Source organism: Knoellia locipacati (genome assembly GCF_007992835.1).
Taxonomy (GTDB): domain Bacteria; phylum Actinomycetota; class Actinomycetes; order Actinomycetales; family Dermatophilaceae; genus Knoellia; species Knoellia locipacati.
The window spans coordinates 581,568-596,325 of the sequence record NZ_BKBA01000003.1; the positions used below are offsets into that span (position 1 = coordinate 581,568).

Annotated in this window: 14 protein-coding genes; 8 read left to right on the forward strand and 6 right to left on the reverse strand. The window is 71.6% G+C overall.

Annotated elements, in window-relative coordinates:
- The first annotated feature begins 73 nt into the window (after nt 1–73).
- The 5 genes from KLO01_RS04305 (at nt 74) to KLO01_RS04325 (ending at nt 5,050) form a co-directional block, all read left to right on the forward strand.
- Nucleotides 74–1,660, forward strand: coding sequence for a molybdopterin-dependent oxidoreductase (locus tag KLO01_RS04305; protein ID WP_147062411.1), 1,587 nt, complete (start codon nt 74–76; stop codon nt 1,658–1,660).
- A gap of 228 nt (nt 1,661–1,888) precedes the next feature.
- The gene (locus tag KLO01_RS04310) at nt 1,889–2,536 is read left to right on the forward strand and encodes a fasciclin domain-containing protein (RefSeq protein ID WP_147062413.1); all 648 of its coding nucleotides are present in this window, start codon (nt 1,889–1,891) and stop codon (nt 2,534–2,536) included.
- 33 nt (nt 2,537–2,569) lie between these two features.
- The gene (sigK, locus tag KLO01_RS04315; protein ID WP_186827898.1) at nt 2,570–3,172 is read left to right on the forward strand and encodes an ECF RNA polymerase sigma factor SigK; all 603 of its coding nucleotides are present in this window, start codon (nt 2,570–2,572) and stop codon (nt 3,170–3,172) included.
- Nucleotides 3,169–3,981 carry an anti-sigma factor gene (locus tag KLO01_RS04320; protein WP_147062415.1) on the forward strand — a complete coding sequence of 271 codons (813 nt, stop codon included), beginning with the start codon at nt 3,169–3,171 and terminating at the stop codon, nt 3,979–3,981. The genes sigK and KLO01_RS04320 overlap by 4 nt, the downstream gene beginning before the upstream one ends.
- A 103-nt stretch (nt 3,982–4,084) precedes the next feature.
- Complete coding sequence (locus tag KLO01_RS04325) at nt 4,085–5,050, forward strand: NAD-dependent epimerase/dehydratase family protein (RefSeq protein WP_186827899.1); 966 nt, start codon at nt 4,085–4,087, stop codon at nt 5,048–5,050.
- Between the two features lie 34 nt (nt 5,051–5,084).
- On the opposite strand, the gene KLO01_RS04330 is transcribed toward KLO01_RS04325, so the two are convergent.
- The 4 genes from KLO01_RS04330 to KLO01_RS04345 are packed head-to-tail and all read right to left on the reverse strand — an operon-like array spanning nt 5,085 to nt 6,804.
- Nucleotides 5,085–5,270, reverse strand: coding sequence for a hypothetical protein (locus KLO01_RS04330; protein WP_147062419.1), 186 nt, complete (start codon nt 5,268–5,270; stop codon nt 5,085–5,087).
- A 29-nt stretch (nt 5,271–5,299) separates the two neighbouring features.
- A complete protein-coding gene (locus KLO01_RS04335) occupies nt 5,300–5,548 on the reverse strand; it encodes a hypothetical protein (protein ID WP_147062422.1) in 249 nt (82 codons plus the stop codon).
- A 10-nt stretch (nt 5,549–5,558) separates the two neighbouring features.
- Entirely contained in the window at nt 5,559–6,419 is an 861-nt protein-coding gene (locus tag KLO01_RS04340) for an LLM class flavin-dependent oxidoreductase (protein ID WP_147062424.1), read from the reverse strand.
- Nucleotide 6,420: 1 nt separating this feature from the next.
- Nucleotides 6,421–6,804, reverse strand: a complete 384-nt coding sequence (locus tag KLO01_RS04345; protein ID WP_147062426.1) for a sterol carrier family protein — start codon at nt 6,802–6,804, stop codon at nt 6,421–6,423.
- Nucleotides 6,805–6,975: 171 nt separating this feature from the next.
- Between KLO01_RS04345 and KLO01_RS04350 the strand changes: the two genes are divergently transcribed.
- Nucleotides 6,976–9,015 (forward strand): bifunctional metallophosphatase/5'-nucleotidase, encoded by a 2,040-nt coding sequence (locus KLO01_RS04350; RefSeq protein WP_147062428.1) that lies wholly within the window; start codon nt 6,976–6,978, stop codon nt 9,013–9,015.
- A 75-nt stretch (nt 9,016–9,090) separates the two neighbouring features.
- Nucleotides 9,091–9,888: a spermidine synthase gene (locus tag KLO01_RS04355; RefSeq protein WP_147062430.1), complete on the forward strand. Its 798-nt coding sequence runs from the start codon at nt 9,091–9,093 to the stop codon at nt 9,886–9,888.
- 87 nt (nt 9,889–9,975) lie between these two features.
- On the opposite strand, the gene KLO01_RS04360 is transcribed toward KLO01_RS04355, so the two are convergent.
- Nucleotides 9,976–10,173 carry a hypothetical protein gene (locus KLO01_RS04360; protein ID WP_147062432.1) on the reverse strand — a complete coding sequence of 66 codons (198 nt, stop codon included), beginning with the start codon at nt 10,171–10,173 and terminating at the stop codon, nt 9,976–9,978.
- Between the two features lie 60 nt (nt 10,174–10,233).
- On the opposite strand from KLO01_RS04360, the gene KLO01_RS04365 reads away from it, so the two are divergent.
- Nucleotides 10,234–10,710 (forward strand): MarR family winged helix-turn-helix transcriptional regulator, encoded by a 477-nt coding sequence (locus KLO01_RS04365; protein WP_147062434.1) that lies wholly within the window; start codon nt 10,234–10,236, stop codon nt 10,708–10,710.
- Nucleotides 10,711–10,845: 135 nt separating this feature from the next.
- On the opposite strand, the gene purL is transcribed toward KLO01_RS04365, so the two are convergent.
- The gene (gene purL, locus KLO01_RS04370; RefSeq protein WP_147062436.1) at nt 10,846–14,733 is read right to left on the reverse strand and encodes a phosphoribosylformylglycinamidine synthase; all 3,888 of its coding nucleotides are present in this window, start codon (nt 14,731–14,733) and stop codon (nt 10,846–10,848) included.
- Between the last annotated feature and the right edge of the window lie 25 nt (nt 14,734–14,758).

Sequence of the window (14,758 nt, forward strand, 5' to 3'; positions counted from 1 at the left end):
ATCTCGCGGGACCCCGACCGCGGTGCCGCCCTGCGGACCCATCCGTCGCGGGCACCGCTCCGAATGGCTTGGCATGGACGCTCCCGTTCCTCCGTCGCAACCCCGCTGGCCGTATGCCGTCAGCGGCCTCCTCGCCGCGGCCGCCGGTGCCGCGGCCGGTCACCTCGTGGCCGCTCTCGTCGCCCCCGAATCCTCGCCCGTGCTCGCTGTGGGCTCGCAGGTCATCGACGCGACCCCCACCCCCGTCAAGGAGTGGGCCGTGCGCACGATGGGGACGAACGACAAGCCGATCCTCATCGGCAGCGTCGCGGTCGTCACCCTGCTGCTCGCGACGGTCGCCGGGCTCGTGTCCCGCAAGCGGCCCCTGCTCGGCCGGCTCGTCATCGTCGGCCTCGCGGCCCTCGCTGCTGCCGCCGCGGTGCTCCGGCCCACGGCCGGCCAGCTCGACGTCGTCCCCGGCCTCGTCACCGGACTCGTCGGTGTCGGGGCCCTGGCCCTGCTGCTCTCACGCATTCCCAAGGCGCAGGCCGCCGGGGTCGCGCAGACCGCACGGCCCGAGAGCCCGACCGACCACAACGCGCGGGGGACCGGCGAGCCCGTCACGAGCGGGCGACGCACCTTCCTCCTCGCCGCGGGTGGGACTGCGGTCGGCGCCGCCGCCGTCGGTGCGCTCGGCCAGAAGCTCACCGCCGAGGCCATCTCGCCGTCGACCATCACGCTCCCCGCCCCCTCCCAGACCCTCGCCCCGCTCCAGGCGGGCATCGAGGGCAAGGTCAAGGGACTCGCTCCCTGGCGCACGCCCAACAAGGACTTCTACCGCATCGACACCGCCCTCGTGATCCCCCGGGTCGACGTCGACTCGTGGAAGCTCACCATCGACGGGTCCGTCGACAAGCCGTTCAGCATCGACTTCGCCGAGCTCTCGGGCATGGACCTCGTCGAGAAGGACATCACGATGTGCTGCGTGAGCAACGAGGTCGGCGGCCCCTACATCGGCGGAGCCCGCTGGCTCGGTGTCCCGGTGCGGCAGCTGCTCGAGCGGGCTGGTGTCCGCGACGACGCCGACCAGATCCTCAGCACGTCCGTCGACGGCATGACCATCTCGACGCCGGTCCAGGCGCTCATGGACGACCGCGACGCGTTGGTCGCCATCGGCATGAACGGCGAGCCGCTCCCCCGCCGCCACGGCTACCCCGTGCGACTCGTGACCCCCGGTCTCTACGGCTTCGTCGGCTCGACCAAGTGGCTCGAGCGCCTCACCGCGACGACGTACGCCGCCAAGAAGGCCTACTGGACCGAGCGCGACTGGGCCATCGACGGACGGATCCTCACCCAGTCGAGGATCGACACCCCTCGCGGCCTGGCCAACCTCAAGGTCGGCGAGAACGTCATCGGCGGTGTCGCCTGGGCCCAAGGCCGCGGGATCGCCAAGGTCGAGGTCCGGATCGACGAGGGCCCATGGCAGGAGGCCACGCTCGGCCCCGACGCCAACGTCGACTACTGGCGGCAGTGGTACTTCCCGTGGAAGGCGACCGCGGGCCGGCACGAGCTCACCGTCCGCGCCACCGACCTCACCGGTGCGGTCCAGACCGACAAGCGCGCCGAGCCCTTCCCCCGCGGCGCTACGGGCTGGCACTCCATCCCCGTCCTCGTCGACTGAGGCGCGACCGCCTCGTCACCGCCCCACCACCTCACCTGTTCCGGCTGGTCCGGCACACGCACTGTCCGGCCCGGAGATGTTCCGGGCCGGACAGTGCTTTTTGCGTGACCGGCGGGACAGGGTGCGGACGGCATACGAAGAAAGTTGGAAAAGGTTGCACGAGAACCCATCCGCCTGGCACGCAGCACCGAATCACGGTTGTCATCCACCCCCACACAGGAGACGATCATGAAGCTCACGCACCGCCCCGCAGTCCTCGCCCTCGCCCTCGCCCTGCCCCTCGGCCTCGCGGCCTGTGGCAGCTCGGACGACACCAGCTCGGACACCGCGGCCAGCTCGTCCACCTCGGAGTCCATGAGCCCGTCCGCGAGCGCCTCCGAGTCGCCGTCCGACGCGATGATGGACAAGCCCTTCGGCGCGGCCTGCAGCCAGGTGCCCGCCACCGGCGCTGGCTCCTTCGACGGCATGATGACCGCCCCGGTCGCCACCGCCGCGAGCGCCAACCCGCTCCTGTCGACCCTCGTCACCGCGGTCAAGTCCGCCGGTCTCGTCGACACGCTCAACAACGCCCCGGAGATCACGGTCTTCGCCCCGACCAACGACGCGTTCGCCGCCGTCCCGAAGGCGACGATGGACTCCGCGATGGCCGACCCCAAGGGTCTGCTGACCAAGGTCCTCACCAACCACGTCGTCGAGGGCAAGATCGCTCCCGACAAGCTCGCGGGTGAGCACAAGACCCTCGGCGGAGGCACGATCACCGTCGCCGGCAGTGGCGAGAACTTCACCGTCGGTGAGGCCAAGGTCATCTGCGGCAACGTCCAGACCGCCAACGCCACCGTCTACATCATCGACGGCGTTCTGCTCCCGGCTTCCTGACCGGCGAGCACCCCGAGGGGAACGTAGGCAATCATGGTCATCATGGCAGCGGTCGGTAGTGGAGATGAGTCCTTGCCGACCGCTGCCGTGGGGCCGGACCTCGGGAGCCTGCTGACGCGGTCGGCGCGTGGCGACGAGGGCGCGTTCGCCGAGCTCTACGACGCCACCGCCGCACGGCTCCACGGTCTCGTCGTCCGGGTCGTCCGCGACCGGGCGCAGAGCGAGGAGGTCACGCAGGAGGCGTTCCTCGACATCTGGACGCACTGCACCCGCTTCGACCCCGCCAAGGGGTCACCGCTCTCGTGGATGCTCACCATCGCGCACCGCAAGGCCGTCGACCGGGTCCGCTCGGCCGAGGCCAGCAAGGCGCGCGAGGTGACCTACGAGGTCACGACCACCGAGCGCGAGCACGACTCGACGCTCGAGAAGGTCGAGGTGCGCCTCGACCAGCAACGGGTGCGTAGGGCCCTGGCCACGCTCACCGACACGCAACGTGGCGCAGTCGAGCTGGCCTACCTCGGCGGCCACACGCACACCGAGGTGGCAGCGCTCCTCGGCATCCCGCTCGGGACCGCGAAGACACGGATCCGAGACGGACTCATTCGACTTCGAGACACCTTGGAGGTGACGGCATGAACCCAGACACGCACGCCCTGGCCGGCGCGTATGCCGTCAATGCGGTGACCGACGACGAGCGTCGCTCCTTCGAGACCCACCTCGACCTGTGCGCGGACTGCCGCGCCGAGGTCGCGGAGCTGCGGGCCGCGGCAGCCACGCTCACCTCCGACGTCGAGCTGGCTCCCCCGCCGGCGCTGCGCGCGTCGGTCCTGGCCGCGGTCTCGCAGACCCGCCAGCTCTCCCCGCTCGAGCCCCCCGCCGCCGCGTCGCCCCCCGGGTCGAACGGGCCGGATGCGGCCGCCGAGCCGCTCGCGTCCCTTCCCGCCACCGCGTCCGTCGACGGTTCGCCGGCGGACGGCGACGAGCTCGCTGCCCGCCGCAACCGACGAGGTCTGCGCCCGTGGCTCGCCGCCGCCGTGGCGGCAGCCGTCATCACCATCGGTGGTGTCGCGTGGCAGCCCTGGGAGGACTCGCCCAGCCAGCTCACCGCCACCGAGCAGGTCCTGCGGGCCGACGACGCCCAGCGTCTCGAGCTGCCGATGGGCTCCTCCGAGATCACGCTCGTGCGGAGCCGTGCCGTCGGGCGGGCGGTCTTCCTCGCCGACGCCATGCCGACCCCGCCGTCGGGCAAGGCCTACCAGCTCTGGTTCGACGTGCCCGGCCGCGGCATGGTGAGCGCCGGGATGATCCCCACGTCCGGTCACGCCGTCACGGTGCCCCTCGAGGGCGACGCCAGGACCGCGACCGGCGCCGGCATCACGCTCGAGCCCGAGAACGGCTCCGAGCACCCGACCTCCGACCCGGTGGCCCTCTTTTCCTTCACCTGACCAGGCTGGTCCCGGCTGGTCCCGGGTGGGCCCGGTCCCGTCGGGGCCGGGCCCGGGTCCAAGATCCCCCGTGGCGGCCCGGCCGCGGTGGACAATGGCGGTCATGCGCTACGCACTCACGGGAGCCACCGGGTTCGTCGGTGGGGAACTCACCCGACAGCTCGTCGAGGCCGGTCACGAGGTCGTCGCCCTCGTCCGGACTCCGAGCAGGGCAGACGCCCTGACCGCCCTCGGGGTGGAGCTCGTCGAGGGCGACCTCGACTCGGACGAGGCCCTCGACCGGCTGCTCGACGGCGCGGACGGGCTGTTCCACGTCGCCGGGTGGTACCGCCTCGGTGACCGCGACACCTCCGCGGGCCGCCGGGTCAACGTCGAGGGCACCCGCAACGTGCTGTCCGCGGCCCTGCGCGCGGGCACGCCCAGGACCGTCTACACGAGCACGCTGGCGATCAACTCCGACACCGGCGGCGCGATGCGCGACGAGACCTACCGGCACACCGGTGACCACCTCACGGAGTACGACCGCACCAAGGCGCAGGCGCACGAGATCGCGCACGAGCTCTTCCGCCGCGGGCTCCCTGTCGTCACCGTGATGCCCGGCGCCGTCTACGGCGCCGGTGACACCTCGCAGGTCGGCGAGCTCTTCGCCCAGGTGGTCGCCGGGCGACGGGTCCAGGTGCCCGGTGGTGGCGGCACCCTCATGTGGGCGCACGTCGGCGACGTCGCACGCGGGCACGTCCTCGCCATGGAGCGCGGCGTCCCCGGCGAGGACTACATGCTCGCGGGCGAGCCGGCGACCCTCGCGGGCGTGCTCCAGCAGGTGGCGACCATCGCCGGCACCAGGGGGCCGATGCGCGTGCCGGCCACCCTCATCCGGCTCACCGAGAAGGCCATGACGCCGGTGGCCAAGGTCCTGCCGGTCCCCGCGACCTACTCCCCCGAGTCGCTGCGGGCCTCGCTGGCGAGCTACACCGGCTCCCGGGCCAAGGCCGAGCGCGACCTCGTCTGGCAGTGCCGCCCCCTGGTCGAGGGTCTGCGCGAGACCGTCGCAGCGCTGCGCGCCGACTGACGCGCGCCCGGCGCCGGAGTCCCAGCGCCCGGACTCAGGTGTGGTGGCGGCCGCTCAGCGCGAGGCTCAGGCCGAGCACGGCGACGACCGGACCGATGACCGCCCAGAGCGTGACGCCGGACATGACGCTGCCGCCCACGACACCGAGTCCCTGCAGGGTCCAGAGCAGCCCGATGCCCACGAGCAGGCCACCGATGACCATGCGGAGCCGGCGGCTCATGACGTCACCTCGGCGCTCATGCCCGGACCTCAGCGGTTGCGGCGTTCGGAGAGCGTCTCGACGAGCACCGAGACACCGGCGGCGAGGAGCCCGACGACGATCGCGCCGAGGATGCCGAGGTAGCCCACGGACGTCGAGGTGGAGTACTCACCGGCGGTCGTGCGGGCCGACGACTCGAGCCCACGGTAGACGCCGAGGAAGCCACCGAGCGCGAACCCCACCACGGCGCCGATGATGAGGACACGGAGGTGGTTGGGGCGGCGGATCTCGGGGTTCACGGGCACCACGCTACTTCGCTGAGGCAGCGGCGACGACACCGGAGGCGACGGCTTCGAGCGTCGCGAGCGAGCCGGCATACGGGGCCTCGGGTCGTGGCCAGTGGGTGATCGTGTCGGTGAAGCCGAGCGCGGCGGCGCGCCCCGTCATCTCCTCGTAGACGCCGACCGACTCGAGCGAGAACTGGGGTGAGGCGTCGAGCAGCAGGTAGCGGTCGATCCCGGCGGTGCCCTCGAGGGCGTCGAACCTCTCGACCAGCCCCGCCACGCCGGCCCACCACGCGTCCACCGTCTCGGCGCCGCCCGGGCCGGTCGTCACCCACCCTTGGCCGTGCTGCGCAGCCAGCCGCAGCGAGCGGGGCCCGTTGGCGGCCACGACGAAGGGCACCCGGTCGCGGACCGGACCCGGCAACGTGCGGGCGTCGCGGACGGCATACCACTCGCCGTCGTGGTCGACGTGGTCCTCGCGCAGGAGGCGGTCGAGGAGCGGGACGTACTCGTGGAAGCGGTCGACGCGCGCCTTGACCGGGTGCGCCTCCCCCAGGACGGCGGAGTCGAGGTCGCCACCGGTGCCGAGACCGCAGAGGAAGCGCCCGTCGGACAGGTCGTCGAGGGCGAGGACGTCGCGCGCGAAGACGTAGGGGTGGCGGAAGTTCGGCGACGTGACGAAGGTGCCGAGCCCGATCGTCGAGGTCACGCCGGCGGCCGCCGCGAGCGTCGGCACCGCGGGGAACCACGTGCTGTCCGGGAGCCCACCCCAGACGAGGTGGTCGTAGACCCAGGCGTGCGCGAAGCCCATCTCCTCGACGGCCCGCCATCGCGGACCTGCCTCGCGCCAGGGCAGGTCGGGGAGGATCGAGATCCCGTGTCGCACGTCAGGTCACCTTCTCGAAGTCGTCGAACAACGGCAGGTATGCCGTGAGGTCGGCTCGCGTGCCGCTGACCCGCAGACGTCCCTCGCCGGCGGCCGTGGCGGGGTCGAGGGTGCCCGCGGCGAGCCCGAGCCAGGTGTCGGCGTCGGTCTCGATGACGTTGGGCGGGGTGCCGCGCCGGTGCTGGAGCCCCTCGATGCACTGGACGACCCCGAAGGGCGGCACCCGCACCTCGACGCTGCGCCCGGGAGCGCGGATCCCGAGCTCCTCGAGGGTGAAGCGCACGGCCATCGCCGTCGTCGTCCGGTCGCTGGCGGCCGGGTCGGCGACCCAGGCGGTGAGTGCCGCGTGACCTGCGGCGACGGGCACTCGGCGACGGGACGGCATACCGGCATCGTAGGTCGAGCCACCGACGGTCCGGGAGGCGGCGGACTCTTCACCCGGACGTCATAAATAGTTATGCAGAGGCAGAGACTTCCTCGGCGCACTGCGGCAACATGGGCCGGGTTGCCGAGCCCCTGCCGGTGACGATCCATGCGGTTCTCACCCGGAGGCACCATGAAGCACGGCAGCACGCTCGCTGCGGTCACGACCGGCCTGCTCCTCGCCGGCACGACCTCGATGATGGCCGGCAGCTCGGCATCGGCGGCGACCAACATGAACGGCGGGCCGCTCCCCGCGGGCACCACGCCCATCAACATCCTCAACCTCAACGACTTCCACGGCCGCATCGACACCGATGGCAAGGGCACGTTGGGCAAGAACTTCGCCTGCACGATCCTCACCCAGCGTGAGTCCCTCGGTGCGGCGAACACCCTCACCCTCGGCGCCGGCGACCTCATCGGCGCCTCGCCGTTCACCTCGGCCATCCAGGACGACGCCCCGACGCTCGACTTCCTCGACGCGATCGGCATGAACGCGTCGTCCGTGGGCAACCACGAGTTCGACAAGGGCTACGCCGACCTCACCCAGCGCGTCGAGCAGCGCGCCGACTTCGAGTACGTCGGGGCCAACGTCTTCCTCAAGGGGACCCAGACGCCGGCGCTCAAGCAGTACGAGTCCTACACCGTCGGTGGCGTGCGCGTCGCCGTCATCGGTGGCGTCACCAAGGACACCCCCAACCTCGTCGCCGGCGAGGGTGTCGCGAACCTCGACTTCATCGACCCCGTCGACGGCGTCAACCGCGTGGCCGCCCAGCTCACCGACGGCAACCCCGCCAACGGCGAGGCCGACGTCATCATCGCCGAGTACCACGAGGGTGGCCCCTACTCCTCGACGACCGGCACCCTGGCCGACCAGCTCGCCGTCCCTGTCTTCGCCCACCTCGTCAACGACACCTCGCCCAAGGTCGCGGCCATCCTCCAGGGCCACACCCACCAGGCCTACGTCTACGACGTGCAGATCCCCGGCGAGGCCTCGGGCCAGACCCGTCCGGTCCTCCAGACCGGCCAGTACGCCGCCGCCGTCGGCAAGATCCAGCTCGGCTGGGACCCCACCGCCAAGAAGGTCACGGCCTACAACGCGGCCAACATCCCGGCGATCGCCCCGTCGCCGGCGTGCCTCGCGAACCCGACCTACCAGGCCGCGTCGAAGATCATCGACGACGCCATCGCCTACGCCGCGCCCATCGCCGCGCAGCCGGTCGGCAAGATCACCAAGAGCATCACCCGTGACGGCGCGGACGACCGCAAGCGCGAGTCGGCGCTGTCCAACCTCATCGCCCAGCAGTACGTCGAGTCCCTCAACGCCCCGGGCCGCGACCTCGGCGTCGACATCGGCGTGATGAACCCCGGTGGTGTCCGCACGGACCTGCTCTACGGCACCGACGGCACCGTGACGTTCGCCCAGGCCGCCACGGTCCTGCCGTTCGGCAACAACCTCAAGGCCGCCGACTACACGGGTGCCCAGTTCAAGCAGATCCTCGAGGAGCAGTGGCAGCCCGCCGGCGCGTCCCGCCCGTTCCTCGCGCTCGGCATCTCCAAGAACGTCACCTACACCTACGACCCCAACCGGGCCCAGGGTGACCGGATCACCGGCATCTACATCGACGGCAAGGCCATCGACCCGGCCGGCGTCTACACGATCGCGTCCTCGTCCTTCCTCATCACCACCACGGGGGTGGCGCCGGACAACTTCGGCACCTTCCTCAAGGGGACAAACTACCGCGACTCAGGCCTCGTCGACCAGAACGCCTTCGTCGACTGGATCGGTGCCAACAGCCCGGTCTCGCCGCCGCTGGTCCAGCACGGTGTCGGCGTCCTCGCCGCCACCGTTACGGGTGGCAAGAACGAGTCGAAGACCTTCACCCTGCGCCTCGAGGGCTTCGACCTCGCCGGCGCATCGGCGGTGGCCAACACCTCGGCCACCGTGTCGCTCGACGGCGTGACGTTCGCGAACGTGCCGATCACGACGACCCGGGTCCCCGCGCCGCCGTCGCCGTCGCGTGACGGCGTCCTCGACGCGAGCTTCTCGCTCACCAAGCAGCAGCTCCTGCCCTGGACCAAGGGCAACGGCCACCGCGACGTCCCGGTGACGCTCAGGGTGACCGCCAAGGAGACCGGCACCACGGCATACGTGCCGGTGACGATCAGCAAGTAGTCCCTGCTCGACGGGACCAGCAGCATCCGAGCACCCCCTGCGCCGCCACGGCGCAGGGGGTGCTTGTCTGTGGGGGTGGACGACCTCGAGCTCGAGCAGGACGGCGACGTCACGTGGATCCGCGTGGGTGGCCACGCCCAGTCCGCCGTCGACCTCGGCGACCCCCTCCACCTCGTCTTCGAGTACGTCCAGCAGCTGGCGCTGTGCATCGACTCCGTGTTCGCCCAGCCGGCTCCCCTGCGGGTGACGCACGTCGGCGGAGCCGGACTGAGCCTGGCGCGCTGGGTGCACGCGACGCGTCCGGGCTCGCCCCAGATCGTCCTCGAGCCGGCGGTCGCGATGACCGAGCTCGTGCGCCGGGAGATCCCGCTGCCCCGGGGCCACCGGATCCGGGTGCGGCCGCAGACCGGCGAGGTCGGCGTGGCGGGACTCGCCTCCGCGAGTGCAGACGTCGTGGTCCTCGACGCGTATGCCGGAGGCCAGGTCCCCGCCTCCCTCACCACGGTCGAGTGGCTGGGGGAGGTCGCGCGGGTCCTCGCGCCGGGAGGGGTGTTCCTCGCGAACCTCGGGGACCGACCGGGACTCCGGTATGCCGCACGCGTCGCCTCGGGTGCCCGGGCCGCGCTGGGACCGGGCGCGCAGACGGCATACGTCGGCTTGCACCAGGTCCTCAAGGGCAAGGGGTTCGGCAACGTCGTGGTCGCCGCGTCGCGGGAGTCGCTGCCGCTGGACGCGATGCGCCGCGCCGCGGCCCGGCAGCCGCTGCCGACAGGAGTGGTGGCGCCGAGCGAGGTGCTGGCCCGTGCCGGTGGGGCCTACCCGTTCAGCGCCGAGCTCGGTGACACCGCTGAATCGCCTGCTCCGCCGGACTGACGAGCACGGCTTGTCGGGACCACCTCGCGTCGTCGGGAGTGAAGGTGGTGGCGACGACGCAGCCTTCCCCCGACAACCAGCGCGGCGTCAGGCCGCGTCGGCCTCGCGGGCCAGACGCGCTGCACGGGCGGCCTCGACCTTGGCCTGGCGGCGGCGCTTGAGCCGCATCTGCGGGTCGTCACCGGCGCCGAGCTGGGCAGGGCCGAAGACCTCCCACATGGCGAACTGGATGCGGTAGCCGAGCCGGTAGCCCAGTGACAGTCCCTCGTTCTCGGGCTTGCGCATCGCGGCCTTTCTTTGTGCACCAATGGTTTGTGCACTCACAATAGCACCGAAGGACCTAGAATGGGACCCGTGACGACGTCCAAGACCAGCACCGTGCCCGCCGGCACCGACCTGCTCGCCCTCGACCGCCAGGTCTGCTACGCCCTCGCGGTCGCCTCGCGCAACGTCATCGCGCTCTACAAGCCGCTGCTCGCGCCCATGGGACTGACCCACCCGCAGTACCTCGTCATGCTCGCGCTCTGGGAGGAGGCACCCCTCACGGTGAGCGAGCTCGGGCGGCGGGTGAGCCTCGACCCCGGCACCCTGTCCCCGCTGCTCAAGCGCCTCGAGTCCAGCGGCCACATCACCCGCGGTCGCGACCCCCACGACGACCGCGCCCTCGCCGTGGCCCTCACGCCGTCCGGCGCGCGGCTGCGCAGCCGCGCCGAGAAGGTGCCGCCCGCGATCCTCGAGCGCCTCGGGATGGAGCTGGCCGAGCTCGAGGACCTGCGCGACGGCCTCACCCGCCTCATCGCCGCGGCCCGCTCGACCCCCTGACGCCTTGACGCCTTGACGCCTTGACGCCTTGACCCGACGGTCCTCGGCGACGTGCTCAACTCGCCAATTCCTCCTCTCCGCCACACACGGTGAGGTGGCGGAGAGGAGGAATTGGTGAGTTGGTCACGGCACGAGTCAGCCGATGAAGGTGCGGGCGTTGCGGAACATCCGCATCCAGGGCGAGACGTCCTCGATCCGCCCGTCCGTCCACGACATCTGCGCGTTGCGCTGGACCCGCTCCGGGTGCGGCATCATCGCGGTGAACCGGCCGTCCGGGGTGGTCACCGCGGTGAGCCCGTCCGGTGAGCCGTTGGGGTTGGACGGGTATGCCGTGGCGACGCGACCGGAGTTGTCGACGAACCGCGCCACGCGGTGCACCGCCGCCTCGTCACCGCGCGCCGAGAAGTTCGCGAAGCCTTCCCCGTGGGCGACGGCGATCGGGATGTGCGAGCCCGCCATGCCGGAGGTGAAGATCGACGGCGACTCGAGGACCTCGACGAGCGAGAGCCTCGCTTCGTACTGCTCGGACCGGTTGCGGGTGAACCGCGGCCACGCCTCGGCCCCGGGGATGAGGTCGGCGAGAGCGGCGAACATCTGGCACCCGTTGCAGATGCCGAGCCCGAACGTGTCGGGGCGGTGGAAGAACTCGGAGAACTGCTCGGTGAGCCGGTCGTTGAACAGGACCGAGCGCGCCCAGCCCTCACCCGCACCGAGGGTGTCGCCGTAGGAGAACCCACCACAGGCCACGAGCCCGACGACGTCGGACAGCGAGGCCCGGCCGGTCTGGAGGTCGGTCATGTGGACGTCGTAGGTCTCGAACCCGGCGCGGTGGAACGCGTAGGCGGTCTCGACGTGCGAGTTCACCCCCTGCTCGCGCAGGATGGCCACCCGTGGGCGGGCGCCCAGGTTGAGGAACGGCGCGGCCACGTCGTCGGTCGGGTCGAAGGTCGTCGTGACGTGCAGCCCGGGGTCGTCGTCGGAGCCGAACGCCGCGTGCTCCTCGTCGGCGCACTCGGGGTTGTCCCGCAGCGCCGAGATGCGCCACGACACCTCGTCCCAGGCCCGAGCGAGGTCGGACAGCGGCTCGTCGATCGACACCTCGCCGTCGATGTTGACCGTGACCTGCCGCTCGGGGTGGGTGCCACCGACGACGGTCGCGAGTGCGCCCACCCCCGCGGACACGAGCACCTCGAGAACGTCGGCGACCGCGCCGGAGGGAACGCCGAGCACGGCACCGAGTTCCTCGGTGAACAGCTGCTCGACCGAGTCGACCGAGACCTCGACGCCGAACCCGCTCGCGAACGCCATCTCGCACACGGTCGCCCAGAGGCCGCCGTCGGAACGGTCGTGGTAGGCGAGCAGCAGCCCACGAGAACGCAGCTCGTGCACCGCACGCGCGAGTGCCACGAGCCGCGACGGATCGTCGAGGTCGGGCACCTCGCCACCGAACGCGCCGGACACCTGAGCGAGCATCGACCCGCCCAGCCGGTTCGCACCGGCGCCGAGGTCGATGAGGACGAGTGCGGAGTCGGGCTGGAGCTGCGGCGTGAGGGTGCCGCGCATGTCGGGGAGAGCGGCGAACGCCGACACGACGAGGGACACCGGCGACGTCACCTGCTTCGCCTCGCCCGATGCCGGGTCCGTCCACCGGGTCCGCATCGACATCGAGTCCTTGCCCACCGGCACGGAGATGCCCAGCGCCGGGCACAGCTCCATCGCGACGGCCTGCACGGTGTCGTAGAGAGCGGCGTCCTCGCCGGTCTCGCCTGCGGCGGCCATCCAGTTGCACGAGAGCTTGACCGACGACAGCGACGCGATCGGTGCCGCGAGCAGGTTGGTGAGGGCCTCGCCGACGGCCATCCGACCGGAGGCGGGAGCGTTGACGGCAGCGAGCGGCATACGCTCCCCCGAGGCCATGGCCTCGCCCGCGAAGCCCGCGTGGTCCGCCAGCGTGACCGCGACGTCGGCCACCGGGACCTGCCACGGACCGACCATCTGGTCACGGTGCGTGAAGCCACCGACCGTGCGGTCACCGATCGTCACGAGGAACCGCTTGCTCGCGACCGTGGGGTGGCGAAGGACGGCGTATGCCGTGTCCCGCACCGCGACCGAGCTCACGTCGAGCGCGTCGCCGGTCCACTCGACGCGGCTCACGTCGCGGGTCATCCGCGGCGGCTTGCCGAGCAGCACCTCCATCGGCATGTCGATCGGGACGTCCGCGTCGGACTCGCCCGCGACGAGCAGCTGGGCGTCGTCTGCGGCGACCCCGATGACCGACAGGGGGCACCGCTCGCGCTCGGCGAAAGACTCGAGCAGCTCGAGCGACTCGGGTGCGATGGCGAGGACGTAGCGCTCCTGGCTCTCGTTGACCCAGATCTCCTTGGGCGCGAGGCCGGACTCCTCGAGGGGCACGGCAGAGAGGTCGAAGCGGGCACCGAGCCCGGCGTCGTCGACGAGCTCGGGGAAGGCGTTGGAGAGGCCGCCGGCACCGACGTCGTGGATCGCCAGCACCGGGTTGTCCGGGCCGAGGCTCCAGCAGTGGTTGATGACCTCCTGCGCGCGCCGCTCCATCTCGGGGTTGCCGCGCTGGACGGAGTTGAAGTCGAGCTCGGCGGCGTTGTCGCCGGAGGCCATCGAGGACGCGGCTCCACCGCCGATGCCGATGCGCATGCCCGGCCCACCGATCTGGATGAGCAGGGTGCCGGCGGGGAAGCGGACCTTCTCGGTCTGGTCGGCGCTGATCGAGCCGAGGCCACCGGCGCTCATGATCGGCTTGTGGTAGCCGCGGCGCACGCCGTCGACGGTCTGCTCGTAGACGCGGAAGAAGCCGCCGATGCCGGGCCGGCCGAACTCGTTGTTGAACGCCGCGGCGCCGATCGGACCCTCGACCATGATGTCGAGCGGCGACGCGATGTGGTCGGGCGCGCCGTAGGTCTCTGCCTCCCACGGCTCGTCGGTGCCGGGCAGGTGGAGGTTCGACACGACGAACCCCGTGAGCCCGGCCTTGGGCGCGGAGCCGCGGCCGGTCGCACCCTCGTCGCGGATCTCGCCGCCGGCACCCGTGGCGGCACCGGGGAACGGCGAGATCGCCGTCGGGTGGTTGTGCGTCTCGACCTTCATGAGGACGTGGACGTCCTCCTCGCGCGCGACGTAGGCGCCGGGCCCGTCACCGCGCTCGGGCAGCCAGCGCTCGATCCGGCCGCCCTCCATGACCGAGGCGTTGTCCTTGTAGGCGACGACCGTGCCCGCGCCCGCCACGGACTCGGTGTGCCGGATCATCCCGAAGAGGCTCTTGACCTGCGGCTCGCCGTCGACGACGAAGTCGGCGTTGAAGATCTTGTGCCGGCAGTGCTCGGAGTTGGCCTGCGCGAACATCATGAGCTCGACGTCGGTGGGGTTGCGCTGCAGCCCGGTGAACGACTCCGCGAGGTAGTCGATCTCGTCGTCGGACAGAGCCAGCCCGTATGCCGTGTTCGCACCTTCCAGCGCCGCGCGGCCACCGCCGAGCACGTCGACGTGCTCCATCGGCTCGGCCTCGCGCTCGTCGAAGAGGGCGGTGGAGGCGTCCCGCGTGGGGAGCGCGGTCTCGGTCATCCGGTCGTGGAGGACGGCGGCGACGACTCCCCACGCGTCACCGGTGAGCTCGACGCCTTCGACGGTGAACTCGGTGACCCGCTCGACGCGGCGCAGGTCGATGCCGCAGTTGTGCGCGATGTCGGTGGCCTTGCTCGCCCACGGCGAGATGGTGCCGAGCCGGGGCCCGACCACGACGGTGGTCCGCGGGCCCTCGGTGGGTGAGTCACCGGCATACGGGTCGCCGTAGGTCAGGAGGCGCTCGACGGTGGCGCGGCCGTCCTCGTCGAGGGGCTCCTCGCTCGCGACGAGGTGGACCAAGCGCGCGGTGACTCCGGTGACGGACGGCTCGACCGCCTGCAGGCGGGCGAGGAGCGCACGTGCCCGGAACGGTGACAGCGCGGACCCGCCGTCGACGGTGGTCAGGGCGAGCTCGTGGGACGAAACCATCACTCAGGGACTCCGTGGGGGATGC